Annotated in this window: 11 protein-coding genes; 5 read left to right on the forward strand and 6 right to left on the reverse strand. The window is 61.0% G+C overall.

Annotated elements, in window-relative coordinates; translation table 11 throughout:
* Window positions 1–20: 20 nt before the first annotated feature.
* The 4 genes from KHO33_RS04365 to KHO33_RS04380 all read left to right on the forward strand — a co-directional run bounded on the left by KHO33_RS04365 (window position 21) and on the right by KHO33_RS04380 (window position 9,900).
* A complete protein-coding gene (locus tag KHO33_RS04365) occupies window positions 21–629 on the forward strand; it encodes an NADPH-dependent F420 reductase (protein WP_407946160.1) in 609 nt (202 codons plus the stop codon).
* A gap of 316 nt (window positions 630–945) precedes the next feature.
* Window positions 946–6,390, forward strand: a complete 5,445-nt coding sequence (locus KHO33_RS04370) for an AAA family ATPase (RefSeq protein ID WP_200561509.1) — start codon at window positions 946–948, stop codon at window positions 6,388–6,390.
* A gap of 177 nt (window positions 6,391–6,567) precedes the next feature.
* Window positions 6,568–7,665: a branched-chain amino acid aminotransferase gene (locus KHO33_RS04375; protein ID WP_200561511.1), complete on the forward strand. Its 1,098-nt coding sequence runs from the start codon at window positions 6,568–6,570 to the stop codon at window positions 7,663–7,665.
* A 249-nt stretch (window positions 7,666–7,914) separates the two neighbouring features.
* Window positions 7,915–9,900, forward strand: coding sequence for an SMP-30/gluconolactonase/LRE family protein (locus KHO33_RS04380; RefSeq protein ID WP_200561513.1), 1,986 nt, complete (start codon window positions 7,915–7,917; stop codon window positions 9,898–9,900).
* Between the two features lie 96 nt (window positions 9,901–9,996).
* Here the strand turns inward: KHO33_RS04380 and KHO33_RS04385 are convergent, their stop codons facing one another.
* The 3 genes from KHO33_RS04385 to KHO33_RS04395 are packed head-to-tail and all read right to left on the reverse strand — an operon-like array spanning window position 9,997 to window position 13,913.
* A complete protein-coding gene (locus tag KHO33_RS04385; protein ID WP_200561515.1) occupies window positions 9,997–11,265 on the reverse strand; it encodes an MFS transporter in 1,269 nt (422 codons plus the stop codon).
* Window positions 11,266–11,310: 45 nt separating this feature from the next.
* Complete coding sequence (locus tag KHO33_RS04390) at window positions 11,311–12,753, reverse strand: carboxylesterase family protein (protein WP_200561517.1); 1,443 nt, start codon at window positions 12,751–12,753, stop codon at window positions 11,311–11,313.
* Window positions 12,754–12,812: 59 nt separating this feature from the next.
* Complete coding sequence (locus tag KHO33_RS04395) at window positions 12,813–13,913, reverse strand: porin (RefSeq protein ID WP_200561520.1); 1,101 nt, start codon at window positions 13,911–13,913, stop codon at window positions 12,813–12,815.
* Window positions 13,914–14,096: 183 nt separating this feature from the next.
* Here KHO33_RS04395 and KHO33_RS04400 point away from each other — a divergent pair, with 183 nt between their 5' ends.
* Window positions 14,097–15,032, forward strand: a complete 936-nt coding sequence (locus KHO33_RS04400; RefSeq protein WP_200561522.1) for a LysR family transcriptional regulator — start codon at window positions 14,097–14,099, stop codon at window positions 15,030–15,032.
* A 45-nt stretch (window positions 15,033–15,077) separates the two neighbouring features.
* Here KHO33_RS04400 and KHO33_RS04405 read toward each other — a convergent pair whose 3' ends face one another.
* From KHO33_RS04405 to KHO33_RS04415, 3 genes are all read right to left on the reverse strand, one after another.
* Window positions 15,078–15,440 carry a cupin domain-containing protein gene (locus KHO33_RS04405; RefSeq protein ID WP_054040125.1) on the reverse strand — a complete coding sequence of 121 codons (363 nt, stop codon included), beginning with the start codon at window positions 15,438–15,440 and terminating at the stop codon, window positions 15,078–15,080.
* Window positions 15,441–15,566: 126 nt separating this feature from the next.
* On the reverse strand, window positions 15,567–16,643 hold the full coding sequence (locus tag KHO33_RS04410; RefSeq protein ID WP_234480399.1) for a polyamine ABC transporter substrate-binding protein: 1,077 nt from the start codon (window positions 16,641–16,643) through the stop codon (window positions 15,567–15,569).
* A gap of 795 nt (window positions 16,644–17,438) precedes the next feature.
* Window positions 17,439–17,729, reverse strand: coding sequence for a DUF4148 domain-containing protein (locus tag KHO33_RS04415; RefSeq protein WP_054040126.1), 291 nt, complete (start codon window positions 17,727–17,729; stop codon window positions 17,439–17,441).
* Between the last annotated feature and the right edge of the window lie 140 nt (window positions 17,730–17,869).

Consider the following 17,869-nt stretch of genomic DNA (forward strand, 5'->3'; position numbering starts at 1 on the left):
CATCACTCTTCACCAGGAGCATCGTTATGAGCACCATCGGTATCATCGGAGCAGGCGCCATCGGATCCGCGTTCGCGAGAGCGCTTGCGGGCAAAGGCCTCAAAGCCGTCATTGCGAACAGCCGAGGCCCGGCCTCACTCACCGAGCTCGTGCGCGAGCTCGGCCCCTCGATCACGCCGGGAACGCGTGAACAGGCGGCTGCGCAGGACATCGTCCTTGTCGCCGTCAACTGGACGAAGCTGCCGACCGCCCTGGCCGGGCTGCCGGACTTCGGCGGACGCATCGTGATCGACGCGAACAACCCGATCGAGCCGCCGCTGTTCAAACCGGCCGAATTGCATGGCCGGACGTCGAGCGGAATTTTCGCGGAACTCGTGCCGGGCGCACGCGTCGTGAAGGCGTTCAACCATCTTCCGGCACATCTGCTCTCGAAGGATCCGCAGGCCGAAGGCGGACGCCGCGTGCTGTTCTTCGCGGGAGACGACGCGCAGGCGAAAGCGGCAGTGAGCGGATTGATCGAGCAGCTCGGTTTCTTCGGCATCGACCTGGGTTTGCTCGAAGCTGGTGGCCAGCTAGTTCAGATCCCGGGCGGTCCGCTGCCGGTGCACAACTTCGTCAAGTTTGGATAACCAAACAAAGGCGCGGAATGCCGCGCCTTTCATCAGACTTTAGGCGAATCGCTTTCGCCAGAACCGCGCTGCCGGCTCGGCACAAAGGAGATGGCACCGGCCTTTCCAAAGGCTTCCCAAAGGGTTGAGGCGAATATCTTGTTGCGGTCGTCAAGGTGTATCGTGACAACGATGCTGTCAGCTGTAAGCATCGCCGACCGCACAGATGTCGCCTTGTCCCGTACATGTCATGCGTACCGGCGCAGATGAGCCAAATGAACGGGGCTCGCGCCCTCTTGAGCCATGACGGGCGAAGCTCGAACACCAGCCACAACAGATGGACGCCACACACGGATTCGACCCAGGTAGCAGCGTCCAGATTCTTTGGGAGGACGGCGAGCGCGTCTTCTGTCGGTGGCAGACTCAAGACAGCCGCGATAGCGTGCTTGTTGCGCGCATCGCCGCCGAACATCCCTCGCCCGCCAGCCTCGCGCGCCTCGCTCATGAGTTCGCGCTGAGGGATCAACTCGGCAGCGCGTGGGCGGTGCGTCCCAAGGAACTGCTGCGGGCAGACGGCCGTACGATGCTGGTGCTCGAGGACCCGGGCGGTGAACCGCTCGAGCGATTGGTCGGTGCGCCAATGGAGGCGGGCAGTGTTCTACGCCTTGCCGGGGGAATCGCGGCAGCGCTGGGCAAGCTCCATCAGCACGGCCTCGTCCACAAGGACCTCAAGCCGGCTCATATCCTGGTGAGCTGCGCGGACGCTCAAGTGCGGCTGACCGGCTTCGGCATTGCCTCACGGCTCCCACGCGAGCGGCAACCGCCCGAGCCGCCCGAAACCATCGCCGGGACGCTCGCCTACATGGCACCCGAGCAGACCGGACGGATGAATCGTTCGATCGATTCGCGCAGCGACCTCTACGCGTTCGGCGTCGTTCTCTACCAGATGCTCACCGGCACACTGCCGTTCAGCGCTGCCGCCCCGATGGAATGGGTGCACTGCCATGTTGCCCGCACGCCGATGTCACCCAGCGCGCGGGTCACGATGGTCCCGCCCGGCGTCTCCGCCGTGGTCATGAAGCTGCTCGCGAAGACACCCGAGGAGCGCTACCAGACCGCAGCAGGCGTCGAGTGGGATCTGCGGCATTGCCTTGCCGAATGGGAGCACCGGCATTGCGTCGACGCATTCCGGCTGGGCGCGCACGACACCCCCGATCGGCTGCTCATCCCCGAGAAGCTCTATGGACGGGAGCGCGAGGTTGGAGCGTTGGTGGGCGCTTTCCACCGCGTCGTCAACAGCGGCGCGCCGGAACTGGTGCTGGTTTCCGGCTATTCCGGCATCGGCAAATCCGCGGTCGTCAATGAACTGCACAAGGTGCTGGTTCCGCCGAGGGGGCTCTTTGCCTCCGGCAAATTCGACCAGTACAAGCGCGACATACCCTATTCGACGCTGGTGCAAGCCTTCAGGGGGCTGGTGCGACCCCTGCTCGGCAAACGCGAAGTGGAACTGGCGATCTGGCGCGACGACTTGACGGAGGCCCTCGGGTCTAACGCACGGCTCGTGACCGATCTGATCCCCGAACTTAAGCTGATCATCGGTGATCCGCCGCCGGTCCCGGAACTCGAACCGCATCATGCGCAACGTCGTTTTCAGCTTGTTTTCCGGCGCTTCATAGGAGTCTTTGCCAAGCCCGAGCATCCGCTGGCGCTGTTTCTCGACGATTTGCAATGGCTCGACGCCGCGACCCTCGATTTGCTGGAGGACCTGCTTACGCGTCCGGACCTGCGTCATTTGATGTTGATCGGGGCCTATCGCAGCAACGAGGTCGACGCCACGCATCCGCTGATGCGCACGCTTCAGGCCGTCAGAAACGCGGGCGCGAAGTTCGATGAAGTCGCCCTCGCGCCGCTGGCCAGCGAGCACGTCGAGCAATTGATCGCAGAGGCGTTGCACGATGCACCGGAACGCGCCGTACCGCTCGCGCAACTCGTACACGAGAGGACAGCTGGCAACCCGTTTTTCGTCATTCAGTTTCTACACGCGCTCGTCGACGAAGGCTTACTCGGCTTCGATCACGACGCGGCCCGCTGGCTCTGGGATCTGCCGAACATTCATGGCAAGGGCTATACGGACAACGTAGCGGACCTGATGGTTGCGAAGCTGGCCCGCTTGCCGGCCGAAACGCAGCAGGCGTTGCAGCAGTTTGCCTGCCTTGGCAACACCGCCACGATGGCGATGCTGTCGAACGTTCTTGAAAATTCGAGGCAGGAGATCCGGGCGTTGTTGCGACCGGCAGTGGAACAGGAGCTTATCGAGCAGCTTGAGGAATCTTTCCGGTTCGCGCATGACCGGGTGCAGGAGGGTGCCTACTCGATGATCCCGGAGGCCGCGCGCGAGGAGGTCCACCTGCGCATAGGGAGGCTGCTTGCGGCGCAGACGCTGCCCGAGAATCGGAAAGAAGCCATCTTCGAGATTGTCAATCAACTCAACCGCGGCGTGGCCCTTGTTGCGCGACAGGAAGAGCGGGAGCAACTGGCTGAGTTCAATCTGATTGCCGGCCAGCGCGCGAAGGCCTCGTCAGCCTATGAATCGGCGCTCACTTATCTGAGCACCGGCGCTGAACTCCTCACGGACGACTGCTGGGCGCGCAGGCATGAACTGATCTTCGCGCTGGAGTTGAACCGGGCCGAATGCGAATTTTTGACCGGTTGGTTACCGATCGCGGAAAAACGCCTGAACGTGCTCTCACGCCGTGCCGCGACTGTGCCTGAGCGCGCCAATGTGGCGTGTTTGCGCATCGACCTGTACATGACGCTCGATCAGGCCAGCCGCGCCGTCGCGGTCGCTCTCGACTATCTGAAGCATCTGGGGATCGACTGGTCGCCGCATACAAGAGAAGAGAAAGCGCGAAAGGAATACGAGCGAATCTGGTCACAGCTTGGGAACCTCCCGATCGAAAGACTCATCGATCTGCCGCTGATGACCGACCCGGAATCGCTGGCGACAATGGACGTCCTTGTCAAAGTCATGCCCGCGGCGTTGTTTACCGATGCCAATCTGTGGTCGCTGGTCGTCTCCACGGCAGTGAATCTGAGCCTCGAACGCGGCAATTGCGATGGATCCTCCTCCGCCTATGTCCGGCTCGGCATGATTGCCGGCGCGCGTTTTGGCCACTACAAGGTCGGATTTCAATTCGGGCAGCTTGGTTACGACCTCGTCGAACGGCGCGGGTTGATGCGCTTTCGCGCAAGAACCTATATGCACTTTGGAAATGTCATTTTGCCTATGGCCAGACATCTGCGGGGTGGCCGCGAACTGATGCGTCGCGGGGTCGAGGCTGCTAAGAATACTGGCGATCTGGTTTGTGAGGCCTACTGCTACACCCATATGACGACCAATTTGCTCTTCGCGGGAGATTCGCTCGCGGACGTGCAGCGCGAAGCCGAAGCCAGTTTGACGTTCGCGCAAAAATCGCATTTCGGATTCGCCATCGACGTCAGCTCTACCCAGCTTGGTCTGATACGAACGCTGCGAGGCCTGACGCCCGCCTTCGGCTGTTTTGACGACGGACAGTTTGACGAGATGCAGATCGAGCGCCACTTCGCGGAAAATCCAGACCTGGTGATTGCCCATTGCTGGTATTGGACCCGCAAGTTGCAGGCGCGCTTCTTTGCGGGCGATTACGCAGCGGCCGCGGAGGCCTCCTTGAGGGCACAAGGTCTTTTGTGGACATCGGCCTCTTATCTGGAAGAGGCCGAATATCATTTCTACAGCGCGCTATCTCTCGCCGCCTGGCGCGGCCCCATATCCGAGCTCAAGCGGCGGGACTCCCTCGAAGCCATAACGGCTCACAACAGACAGCTGCAATTGCGAGCGCAGACTTGCCCCGAAAACTTCGAGAACCGCGCGATGCTGGTCAGTGCCGAGTTAGCCCGCCTGGAGGGCCGCGACGTCGAGGCGATGCGCCTCTATGAAGAGGCGATCCGGTCGGCACGCGCAAACGGTTTCGTGCACCACGAAGCGCTTGCTGGCGAACTCGCGTCCCGCTTCTATGCGGCGCGCGGGTTCGAGAAGATCGCGCGCGTGTATCTGCAGGACGCCCGGCAAGCTTATCAACGCTGGGGCGCAGACGGCAAGGTACGGCAACTCGACGAGATGCACCGGTATCTCAGGGAGGTCGAGCCGGCGCCTCGACCAACCAGCACAATCGGGACGCCGGTCGAACACCTCGACCTCGCGACCGTGATCAAGGTGTCGCAAGCGGTCTCAGGAGAGATTGTTCTCGACAAGCTGATCGACACGGTGATGCGCACGGCGATTGAACAGGCTGGCGCCGAGCGGGGCCTGCTGATTCTCCCTGAGGGCGATGAACAACGGGTCGCGGCGGAGGTCACGACGGACGGCGACACGCGGCGCGTGCAACTACGCGATGTCCCGGTGAGCCCGGCGATGCTGCCCGAATCCGTTCTCTACCATGTCCTGCGCACGCAGGAGAGCGTAATTCTCGACGATGCCGCGGGCGATCCCACGTTCGCCGCGGATCCGTACATCCGTCAACACCAGATCCGTTCGATGCTCTGCCTGCCCTTGATGAATCGGGCCAAGCTCATCGGCGCGCTGTACCTCGAGAACAATCTGATCACCCGCGTATTCGCGCCGGCACGGATCGCCGGACTGAGGCTCCTCGCCTCCCAGGCCGCGACATCGCTCGAAAATACCCGCCTTTACCGTGATCTGGCAGAACGCGAATCCAGAATCCGGCGGCTGGTCGACGCCAACATCATCGGCATCATCGTGTGGAGAGTTAACGGCGACATTCTCGAGGCCAATGACGCATTTTTGCGCATGGTGGGATACGAGCGCGAGGATCTCGTCTCGGGTCGCGTGCGCTGGACGGATCTGACGCCGCCGGAGTGGCGGGAAAGCACTGAACATGCTTTGGCAGAGCTCAGCAGGGTTGGGCGCTTGCAGCCGGAGGAAAAGGAGTACCTCAGAAAAGACGGTAGCCGCGTGCCCGTGATGATCGGCAGGGTCGCTTTCGAAGGAAGCGGGAAGGAGGGCGTCGCCTTCGTGATCGATCTGACCGATCGCAAGGAGGCAGAGCACCGCCTGAGGGAGTCATACGATATGTTGCGGGAACTCACGTCGCGTCGCGAGACGGCACGCGAGGAAGAGCGCAAACACATCGCACGGGAAATGCACGACGAGCTCGGGCAGTATCTCACCGCGCTTCGCATGCGTGCGTCGGCATTGCGCATGCAATTTGGCAACGATCGCCCGGAGCTGTTCGACGGGACCCGGGCGCTGATTGCCCTGGTGGACGAAACCATGCAGGTTGTGCGCGGCGTCATCGCGTCGCTGCGTCCGCCGGCACTGGACGCCGGCATCGTGGCAGCGCTCGAGTGGCTTGCTGCCGAGTTCGACCGCAACGGTCGTACGGTGTGCCGCCTTCGCGTGCAGGACGAGACCATCGTGATGAGCGAGGACCGCGCTATCGTGCTGTTTCGCCTCGTCCAGGAGGCACTGACGAACGTCGCTCGTCATGCGGCGGCCAACGAAGTGATCATCACGCTCGAACGAACGCCCGACGCCTGCGTGCTGGAGATCCGCGACGACGGTCAGGGGTTCGACGCACAGGCAATCAGAAAAACATCGTTCGGCCTTGCGGGGATGGAAGAGCGGGTCTTGATGCTGGGCGGTCGGATCGAGGTGGTCAGCTCACCAGGAACCGGCACCGCGATCAAGGTCAGCCTTCCCGATCGTCCAGCGACGTCGGCCTAGTTTGGGGCGAATCCGGCGAATCGGGCCATGCAACGAACGGCTGCGCGTTGTTATCGGTTGTGTTAGCGGGTTGTGGCCGGATATTGCTCTTGTGCCAGCCAATGCGTCGCCAATGGCACCAATGCCGTTTACGATGGCAGAATTCAGGACACGCATTTTTTTGGGAGGTACCGAGATATGAGCACTGAGAATCAACTGCGGTTTGCCATTGAGCCGCACGCCAACGCTACCCCCGCTGACCAGATCGCCGCCAAGCTGGTCAACCCGGCGTTCGGGCGCGTCTTTTCCGATCACATGGTCACGATCCGCTGGACCGAGGGTACGGGCTGGCATGACGCCAAGGTCGAAGCCCGTCGTCCGTTCGAGATCGACCCGGCCTGCGCGGTGCTGCACTATGCGCAGGAGATTTTCGAAGGCATGAAGGCGTATCACGGCGAGGACGGCAAGATATCGCTATTCCGCCCGCAAGCCAACGCCAGGCGTTTCCGTGAATCGGCCGAACGCATGTCGATGCCGCAACTGCCCGAAGCCGCGTTCGTTGAAGCGGTCGAGAAGCTGGTTGACATCGACCGCGCATGGATTCCGTCCGACGAAGGTGCGAGCCTGTACATCCGTCCGTTCATGTTCGCTTCGGAAAGCTTTTTGGGCGTACGCGCAGCGCACGAGTACATCTTCTGCGTGATCGCCTGTGCGGTTGGTCCCTACTTCAAGCCCGGCAAGTCGGCCGTCACCGTGTGGGTGTCGGATAAATACACGCGCGCCGCTTCGGGCGGTACCGGTGTCGCGAAATGCGGCGGCAACTACGCTGCCAGCCTGATTGCGCAGACCGAGGCGTCCAGCAAGGGCTGCGACCAGGTCGTGTTCCTCGACGCCGCGGAACACAAGTGGATCGAAGAACTGGGCGGCATGAACGTGTTCTTCGTGCTGGACGATGGATCGCTGCGCACCCCGCCGCTGTCGGGCACGATCCTGCCGGGCATCACGCGAGCCTCGATCATCGAATTGGCCGCGCGTGAAGGTATCGCTGTCGACCAGTCGCCGTACTCGTTCGAAGCATGGCAAGCGGACGCCGCCAGCGGCCGCGTTAAGGAAACATTTGCCTGCGGCACCGCGGCGGTCGTCACGGCGATCGGCGAGGTCCGTCATGCCGGCGGCGAGTTCAGGATCGGCGACGGCGGCGAAGGCCCCGTCACGCAACTGATTCGCGCCAGGCTCACCGGCATACAGCGCGGCAGGATCGCCGATCCGTTCGGTTGGGTCCGTTACGTCGCTTGAGTGCGAAGTGCTGGCCGATCAGTCCGAAACTCGAGGGGACCGCCTGCGTGCGTTGAAAAATCGCTTAACTCGCACCGCGCGCCGCCGTTAACTCAGACGATATCCCAGACCAATTCGACGCGTCACGTCACACGCTTCGCGACGCACGTGCTCGAATCGTCTGGGTTCGGACTCCAAGTTTGCCAGGGTTGGCAACACCGGGCTATGGACGCCTGTACTGCACGGCGTGCGATCGAAGAAACTTCCCTCATGGTTTTCAAAGGACTCTGTACCGCGTTCGTCGCGGTAGTGCTGAGCGCAGCGGCTGCGTCCATTTGCGAAGCACAATACTCCACTGGGTGGATAGCCAACACACATGGCACGACCACGACTCGAGTGGGCAATGTGGCCCGCTCGATGTGGGTGGCACCAGAAGGGGTGATCTATACCGCATCAATGTGGGACGAAGGTGAAGGCGGCATCGCGATCTATCAGAACGGACAGAACATCGGTTCGATCGGGGCACACGCCGAATTTCAGGGGGGCGCGATCACCGGCAACTCGACCTCGCTTTTCGCTGCGCTGCAGTTCAACGCCACGTATGGAAGCGGCAAGGTTGGCCGATACGACCGGACAAGCCGCACGCGCGACCTGCTCATCACGGTAAGCGCGACGACCACCGAACGTCTCGCGGATGTCGTCACCGGACTCGCGACGTCCGGCTCGCTGCTCTACGCGAGCGATTTTCCAGGCAACCGCGTGCGCGTGTTCACGACCTCCGGTGTCTGGCTGCGCGATATCAGCGTGGCAGGGCCGGGCGCACTCGCGGTGGACGCGGGCGGCAATATCTGGGTCGCGCAACAAAGCATGGGCGCTGTGATCCAGTTCAGCCCGACCGGCGAGCAGCGAAACGCCATCCAGTTGCCGGCCAAAGCGCAACCTTCTTCGCTGTATTTTGACTCGTCCACCGGGCAGTTATGGATCGGTGACGAGGGCCCGGATATGAACATCAAGATCTATGACGTGTCCGGCGCACCTTATGGTGTGGGTACGTTCGGTGTTCAAGGCGGCTTCCTCAATACGGTCACTGGCATCAAGGGGCAGGTGGGCGACAGGCGCTTTACGCGCGTCACCGGCATCGGCAGGGATGCCGCGCGCAACCTCTATGTCCTGAACAACCCGTGGGGCGGCTCATGGGACCTCGGCCGCAACGGCGGCACCGACATCCACGCGTACGACGGAAGCGGGATTCTGCGCTGGCAGCTCCAGTCGGTGAACTTTGAGGGCAGCGCGGCACCGGACCCAGCCACCGACGGAGCGATCTTCTACGGCGGAATGAACATCTATTCGGGCACCGTGGGAGGCACTTTCGTCGCCAACACAATCGATCCGATCACCTATCCGTCCGATCCGCGGATCAATCTCGCCGACCACGAACGCGGCGAACATTTCGCTCAGGTCGCGAGCGTGAGCGACCATCGGATACTCGTCGCTGCGAGCCAGAATCCCGATACCTTCTACTTTTTCCACTTCAACCGGGGGAGCGGATACATTGCGATTCCGGATAGCACGTTGCCGGGAACGTCCTTCGGTACGATGGCGAAAGTCCGCAATGGTTTCTGCCTGGATAGCAAGGGCGGTATCTGGGCGGGTCTCGACAAAACCAACGTCATTTCTCACTATCCGCTCACCGGATTCGATGCGAGCGGCAAACCGGTCTGGGGTGCCGCGGTCACGATGCCGATCCCTCGCACAATCTCGCAACTGACGCGAATCATCTACCTGGCTGATAGCGACACGATGATTCTCACGCAGGGGCCAAGCGGCAGCACGGACTGGACCGCGGTCGGCTCGCGCGTCGAGGTCTATCACGGCTGGCTGGCCGGCAACAGGAACACGCCGAACCCCGTGATCAATCTCACTGGCGCGAATGCCAAATCCATTGCGGCCACCGGCAATTATCTGTTTGTGGGCTACGTGCATACCGTGCCGAATATCGATGCCTTCAACCTCACGACGGGACAGCTCGACATCACGTTTACCAATAGCAACCCGAACAAAGTCGACGTCGGCAACGATGTGGACTCGATGTACGGACTTCGGGCCTATCGGCGTTCGACCGGCGAATATGAGGTGACGAAAGACAACTACAACGACTCGAGCATTGTGGTGTATCGCTGGACACCGCCCGCATCGACCGGGACCGGGGTGAGTGCGACGAAGGCGACGGTGGTGTCGCCATTCAGTGTGAATTGACGATGCTGGGTGGTGGTGCCGGCGCCGAGTGTCAGACAGCCAGAGCGCCTCGACACAATCGCTGTTCGCCCCGAGAGTACCGAGCCGGGTGAGTTCTCACTCGACGTGAGCCGCTGGCGAGCGTCGCGAGTAGCCCTGCGAGATCGCGAGCAAGGCAATAATCAGGAAAATCGGCAAGCAGCTCAACAACACGATTCGCTGTGGCGAAAACCCAAGCGTTAGCAGAATGCCGCCGATTGCCGGGCCGACTACTGCACCGACGCGGCCCGCTGCGGCAGCGCACCCAACCCCGGTTGGGCGTAGGGCGGGCGGATACGCCATGACAGCAAGTGTGGCTTGCCCGACGCAGGCACTGGTTGTGCCCGCACCCACCCCGGCAATGAGCAACAGCACGGCGCTCTGCTCCACGCTCAGGAGTCCGAGGCACACAATGCATCCGATCGCGAGGCATGCAGTGAGGATAAGCGAGCGCTGAACACCGTATCGCCCGACAAATAGCAACAAGGCCATATTCCCTGCAATACCGCCGATTGCGCTCGCTGTGGAGCCCAACGCTGCGCTCGCTGGCGAAAATCCGTACGACACGAGCAGAGTCGGTATCCAGAACATGAATTGATAGGTCACCAGAAAGGCGAGGAATGCGATGGACCAGATGAGAGCCGTTCCCAGCGCTAGCTGATGCCTAAACAAAGCGACGATGCCCGACGACTGTGATGCGTTGGGCGTGTCTGTGTGTATCGTTGAGCCGTCCGCTTTCTGATTATCGGTTCCGTTGAGTGCGACCCAGACAAAGGGCAACAACATGAGTGGCAGGGCGCCACCTGCGATGAAAACCGACCGCCACCCATGATGCGCGATCAACAGCGATGCCAGCACGCCGCCCAACGCAGCACCGGCTGACAAACCCGTTGTGGCCGCAATAGTTGCAGCAGCGCGGGATTGCTCGCCGGCATGGTCGGCGGTACAGGAGATCGCGGCCGGCACAACCCAGCCGAGGCAGACCGCAGTGACCAATCGCACGGCCGATATGCTGACGATGGAGCCGGCAAGCGCGGTGCCGAGCGAGAGCAGCGCGAACGCCACGGTAGCGAGCACGATGAGACGGCGCCTCCCGATGCGCGCCACGAGCGCACCGCTCGATACATAGCCGATCACCGCACCGATACTTGTGGCGAGAAAGGCGGGTGTCAGCGCCGCGTGTGCGATGTGCCATTCGCGAGCGAGCGTCGGCGCGACGTACGCAATCGACGCTGTGTCGAAGCCATCCACCGCCATTACGCAGAAGCAGACAAGGCCGATGATCCACAACTTCGCGTCGACCGCCAATGATGGCGAGGCGATTTGCGCAGGTGATGCAGGTTTCATGATGTCGCTCTTTGAGTATGGTGTGGAAGGCAAGGCACGCTGCGGCTACACGGCGTCTTTGTCGAACGACATCAGAAATGGCGTCGTGTCGGAAAACGCATGCCACTTGCCGAGGCCGGGTTTGCCAGTGCGAACGAAATTCGTGACGCTGGCGCTAAAGCGTGACGCGAGCGGCTGCAACTCATCGCGGCTGAAGCCTTCGAGCATCGGCGCATCGAACCAGTCGGCGAGATTGCCGAAGAAGAACGGCAGTTCGAGACAGTGCGGCGCATACAGATTGGGCTGCCGGGTCTGCAGATCGAAGCGATAGGCGAATGCGTGCCCATGCCTGGCGTAGCTGCTCGCCATCGCCATCGCGGGCAACCCGAATATGTCTTCCGACATAGCGTCGACCCACTGCGTATAAGGCGTCGCGCCCGTCCTGTGCAACGCCGCCTGGCGATATCGCAGCGTAGCGTCGGCGCCATGCGTATTCCGATACCAGGCGAGGACAGAGTCGGGTGCGTGATTGATTGACTCCGCCTGTTGCCAGAGGAACGAGGTGAATTCTTCGCGTGTAAAGCCGACCATGATTTCACTGCAGTGCGCGCGCCCGGCAGCAGTATCCAGGTCGTCCATCCAGTCGTGCAGCAGCACGCCGTCCGCGTAGGGGCGAAAGAGTGGCGCCACTGAACCCGGCACGGTGCGCTCACGGGTCGCTGTTGTCACCGCCTCGAGGACGCGGGCAGCGGGTTCCCGTGCGAGCGCGGCGACATCGGACACACCGAGAATCCGCATGACGTGGCGTGTTGCATCGCCGATATCGTCCGACGCCGCACCCAGGCGCCCCGGGCAACTCAGCATGATGGCGCGCTTGAAAAGGCCCTTTGCCTCGGCGCACAAGGTGAGCAACCGGGTCAGCAAGGCGCCGGCAGACTGGCCCGACAGCGTCACGTTGGCCGCGTCGCCACCAAATGCATTGATATTCGCGGCGACCCAGCGCAACGCGGCCAGCACGTCGCGCACAGTATTGTTCGAGGGCGCGTTTGGTGCGTACAGGCTGCCCCAGATGCCGAGCCGGTAGTTGACGGTCACGACGACGATGTTGCCGTCGCGCGCCAAGGTACTACCGTCGTACCAGCGCGTGCCGCCGCCTGAACTGAAGCCGCCGCCGTGCACGAACACGAGCACCGGGAGTCCTTGCGCATTGGGCGGAGCGAAAACGTTAACGGTGAAGGCCTGATCGGATTGCGGATATGCATCGATGGCCGGCCCCATGACGGCCGCGAGTCTGCTTTGCGGTTGCGTGAACACCGCGGGCAAGCCACCGCAGTCGAGCGTGCCGTCCCACGCGGGTGCGGTCCCGACTTCGGCGAACGGGCCGAGTTCACCGGTGGCCGCGCCGTAAGGCACGCCGAGCCAGATTCCGACGCCTTCGTTTACGTGGCCGCGAACTTTGCCGGAGTGAGTTTGAACAACGGCCGCGGCCTGACTGGAGAAATGTTCCATGGTTATTGATCTGTTCGATTGTCAGAGAAAATGGGAAAGAAGCAGAAGAAGGCGCTCGCCTAAAATACTGTCTGGATACCTAATGAGGTAACGACCTGGTTACCGGAACTCGAAGCGCCCGGTGTGCCGTTGATCTGCGCTCTGGCACCCGGACCCGTGGCGCGTTGCGCGATGACTTCCACATAAACCGTGGTACGCCGGGAGAAGTTGTAATTGAGAGTGCCCGCGAGGCTCTGCGCATGCTTGTTCTGCAACACCTCGTTGCCGTCCATGTAGGTGTAAGTCAGGCTGGCTCCGACCGCGGGCGTGAAGTCAAAGCCGACTGTTGCGTCGTAGGCGGCGATCTGGCCACCGGTTGCGGTATTTTTGGTCCAGGTTGCGAGCGCTGCCAGCTTCCACGGCGCGGGGCGGATATTGGCGCCGATGCCGATATTGCGGATACCGTCGTTGCCATTGTTCAGTTGCGTGTATTTGGCCATCGTGTAGGCGGCGCCCACGCCGAACAACGCATTGGAGTAATTCGCACCGAAACTGCTCGACGAATCCGCACCGAACCGGCCCGCCAGACCGCCGAAACCGTACATCGCGCCAAACGTGAGTCCGTTGAAGTTGGCCGAGGTGAACTTCACGCTGTTGTTGAGCGCTTCGCCATTGATGCGGTCGAAGTCCATATCGCCACCACCGCCATACGGCACGCCGAAGCCGGCAAACGGTCCCTGATGGGCGCCGACGATACCGGCGTAATAAGCGCCGGAGTAGCCGTCGACGGACAGGTCGAACATGAAGTCGCGGTGTGAACCCGCCGTGAGCGTGCCCCATTGATCCGACAAACCGACGTAGGACTCGCGAGAAAACAGCGAACCGCTACCGCCGACGTTGGTGCCGTTCGCAATGTTGAACATCGTCGAGAGGAGAAAAACAGACTTCAGGTCGCCACCAAGGTCCTCGGTGCCGCGCAGAAAGAACACGTTCGGCCGCAACACGCCGGCGGGGCTCATATAGGTCGATGAGCTGCCGCCGACGTTGGTCGCGTAGTTCAGACCGGCACCGACCAGACCGCCGAGTTGCACGCTGCTTTGCGCGCCGGCGTGGGTCGCGCCAAGTGCGAATGCGACGGCCATCGCCGTGGAGCATTTGCCGAATGTCCGTTGTTTTTCCACTGATTCTCCGCTCGAAAAAGGTTGATTCGGCCACCACACGCTTGCCGATATAATCGGTTCGATGTTCTGCTCGCGGCGGAACTGGGTGCGGCTTGAACCCAAGTCTGCTGGCACTTGGCACGCCAAAAAAACGAATTAACCGGCGAGGGACATGAAGAAACGTCATGCCCGGGAAAACACCGAATGGACGACACCAGAAAACGTGTAGGGCGTCTGAAAATGCGGCACCTTTCGGTGATCTACGAGATCGGGCGCACCGGGAGTCTGCAAAAAGCGAGTGAGCAACTGGCGCTTAGCCAGTCCGCGATTTCAAAGGCGCTGACCGAGGCGGAAACGCTGATGGGAACGCAACTGTTCGAGCGCACGCCGTTCGGTTCGCGCGCCACCTTGCAAGGTGAAGTGTTGATGCGCTATAGCGCCAAGGTGATGGCCGACCTGGAGCGTGCGGAAGACGAGTGCGACGCCTTGTCCAGAGGCGAGTCGGGCAAGCTGACGGTCGGCGTATTTACGCCGGTGGGCTGGTGGGAAGCCCTGTCCCGCTGCGTCGACGTGTTCGGGAAAGTGGCGCCGCGCGTGGGGCTGACGCTTCGCCAGGCATCGATGGAGCAATTGTTGTCTGAACTCGACGCGGGTGACGTGGACCTGGTGATCGGTCGATGGAACGACCTCAACCGCCCCGGCCTGCGTGCCGAACCGTTGGTCCATGATGGCGGCCCTGCATTCGTTGGGCGTGTGCATCATCCGCTCGCCGGCAAGACGGTCACACTCGAGGAAATGGCTGCGTTCCCGTGGTTCCTGCCGGAAGGACCGAGCGTGCTACTGAAGAGTTTGCGTGATGCACTGGATGCCGCACGGGTGCCGCTGCCGCATCGCGTGATTTACTCGCACGTCTACACGATCAATCTCGCGATTTGCGCGCAAACGGATGCGATCGCAGTATTGCCGGGATTTGCGGTCGACGAAGTCGGCGCCATGTATGGATTGCGTAAGATCGGCTACGCTCCGCTGTTCGGAGCGCTTCCGCTGTCAGCCATCTGGCGGGAGGACAGCCCGGGGCGAGAGGCAGCCGAAAAGTTCGTCGCCCAGCTCAAGACGATTTGCGAGGAGAGCCCAAGCTAGGTGCTGACGTGCAGCGAAGCCTGAAAGCAGCAGCACCAGTGCAACCTACGCCTTAAACTCCACCGAAACAAAAATCTTCTTACACGGCTCGACCACTTCCCACGTCCCCTTAAACCCCGCCGGAATCAAAAACCGATCCCCAGCCCGCACAGTCTTGCTGGTCCCATCCGCATCCCGAATCACGGACACGCCCTCGAGAATCTCGCAATACTCACTCTCGGTGAAATTCACCGTCCATTGTCCGCAAGCCCCCTCCCAAACGCCAGCCGCGAGCTGCCCACATGGGCTCGCAAAATGCGTGTGAACAAGCTGCGAAGGATTGCCGGCAAGCACCGCTTCCGCCTTCGGCATGTACTCAACGCTTTCTTTGGCGGGCTGCGCAAAATCTACGATATTCAGAATGCTCATAATGGCTCGATGCAAACAGAGTTAAAAATCAAAGCTTCAAAAAGGGCGTAGCGCACACACCCACTGCATGCGCCACGCTCAAAAGGTGACACTTACCGTCAGCAGACTACATCAGCTAAACCGAATTCAACTCCCCGACTTCAACTGCGCCCACAGGCGGTTTTCAAGCCGCATGATCGGTGCAGGCTGCGGTCGCATCAAGGTCATCTTGTTCAGCACAGCCTCTGGCGGATACACATTCGCATCCTGCTCGATCGTCGGCGTCACAAACTGTCTCGCAGCGCGATTCGCAGTCGGATAGAACACTTCGTTCGTAATCGCCGCGCTCACTTTTGGATCTTCGATGTAGTTCATCCACTTCATCGCCGCTTCCGGATGCGGCGCATCTTTCGGAATCACCATCACGTCCATCCAGAGCAAGCCGGCGTCCTTGATATTCGAGAACCGTACGTCGTACGAACGCTTCGCTTCCGACGCACGTCGCCGCGCAATTCCCACATCGCCCGAATAGCCCAACGCCACGCAGATATCGTTGTTCGCCAGATCGTTGATGTAGCCGGACGAATTGAACTGCGTGATATACGGCCGCACTTTCTTCAGCACCTCATACGCGGCCTGGTAGTCGCCGGGATTCGTGCTGTTCGGGTCCTTATGCATGTACTGAAGCACGGCCGGGAAAACATCCGCGGCAGCGTCGAGGAAAGACACGCCACAACTCTTCAGCTTCGAAAGATTCTGGGGATCGAACAACAACGACCAGCTATCAACCGGCGCATCGGCACCGAGTGCCTTTTTCACGGCCTGAACGTTATAGCCGACACCGTCCGTGCCCCACGCCCACGGCACACCGTATTGATTGCCGGGGTCCGCATCGGCAATCAGCTTCATCAATCCCGGATCGAGGTTCGCGAGGTTCGGCATCTTCGATTTGTCGATCTTCTGATACACGCCGGCTTCGATCTGGCGCGCCATATAACTCGATGTGGGCACAACGATGTCATACCCGGAACTGCCTGCCAGAAGTTTCGCCTGCAACGTGTCGTCGCTATCGTAGCTGTCGTATTTCACCGTGATGCCCGATTGCTTTTCGAAGCCGGTAATCGTGTCTTTGGCGATGTAGTCCGACCAGTTGTAGACATTGATCGTCGTATCCGCTGCGTGTGCAGCGTTCATTGGGGTTAAAGCGGTCAACGAGCACAACATCGTGCCGGTGAGCGAGAGAAGCTTGGTATGACGGATCTTCATTCGACTATCTCCTTGGTTTCGATCTTCAGTTTTCGCCGCAGCGCAGGCACCGATGCACGAACGTGACGACCCGCACGTCCTTATGTTCCGCACGAATGCGGACGAATAAAGGACGCGACGCCGCCTGCCGCAGCGTAAGCGCACAGCAGAGCTAAAAGGGACGCAGAGAGGCGAGCGCTATAAGCCGGCCAACGCTAGCAAGACGACTTGCAAAGCGCGGACGGACAAATGCATTGCAGACGTTCGACCGCCAGATAAAGCGGCCTGATCGCATGCAACACGTGCTCGCGAAAAGAGAAGGGGGCTAAGGCAGAAGCGACGCGATTTCGTCAGTACGCACCCCGATAGCTGCGGGTGCTGCAATGACGTTGTGTCGGCGGACGGAGCGACGCGACAACACGGTATCGATAGACAGGGGGCGGGATGGCGAAGCGCAGTTGCTCCCCTGATGAGCGATCGAACAGCCGGACAGGAACGTTCTTTCCCGACCAGGCTGATATCTCACCAATGGACCACGGACTTTCACGATGGAACCCGAAGCGACGTTGAGTAGAAGTCCTCGCTGATGCAAATTGACCACTCTGCGAGAACCACCAGACTGCCGCGCTAGGATATATGAGCCATTATTTTCGTCAAAGGATTTTCTGACACTGCGCTGTCATCGTCATGCGCGGAGAAACGCGTTCATGCGAGCGCATGCTTCAACAAGCGTGGCTCGCATCGAACTACGCAACGGCGGATAGCGTTGGCGTTTTACTGGCCTGCGGGCGCAGCGGGCATCGGTGTGCCGGTTTGCGATGAACCGTTTGCCGACGAACCATAACCGGTGGCGTCATGCTGTGCTGCTACGCGTGCTTCGGCTGCCTGAATGTCAGCGGGGTAGGTTGAGTCGGTTGCGGTGGCGGGGTTGTAGCCGGCCTGTTCGATCTGGATCAGTTGCGCCTTGACCTCCGCGCGGGTCAGCGGTTGCTCGGACTGTGCGAACGAAGCGACCGGGGCTGCGAGTACAACGACCAGTGCCACTGCTTTGATCAGCGATTTCATGATGCTTCCCTCCGGGGATGTTTTATTCGGCGCCGCAACATGTGTTCGGCGACCTATGGAGGGATTCTAGGAAGCGGGTGATCTAGGGCAAACCCCTAAACCCGTAATTCAGTCTTGCAGCAAATGATAAGTCGGCGTTA

Source organism: Paraburkholderia nemoris, assembly GCF_905221015.1.
Classification (GTDB): Bacteria; Pseudomonadota; Gammaproteobacteria; order Burkholderiales; family Burkholderiaceae; genus Paraburkholderia; species Paraburkholderia nemoris.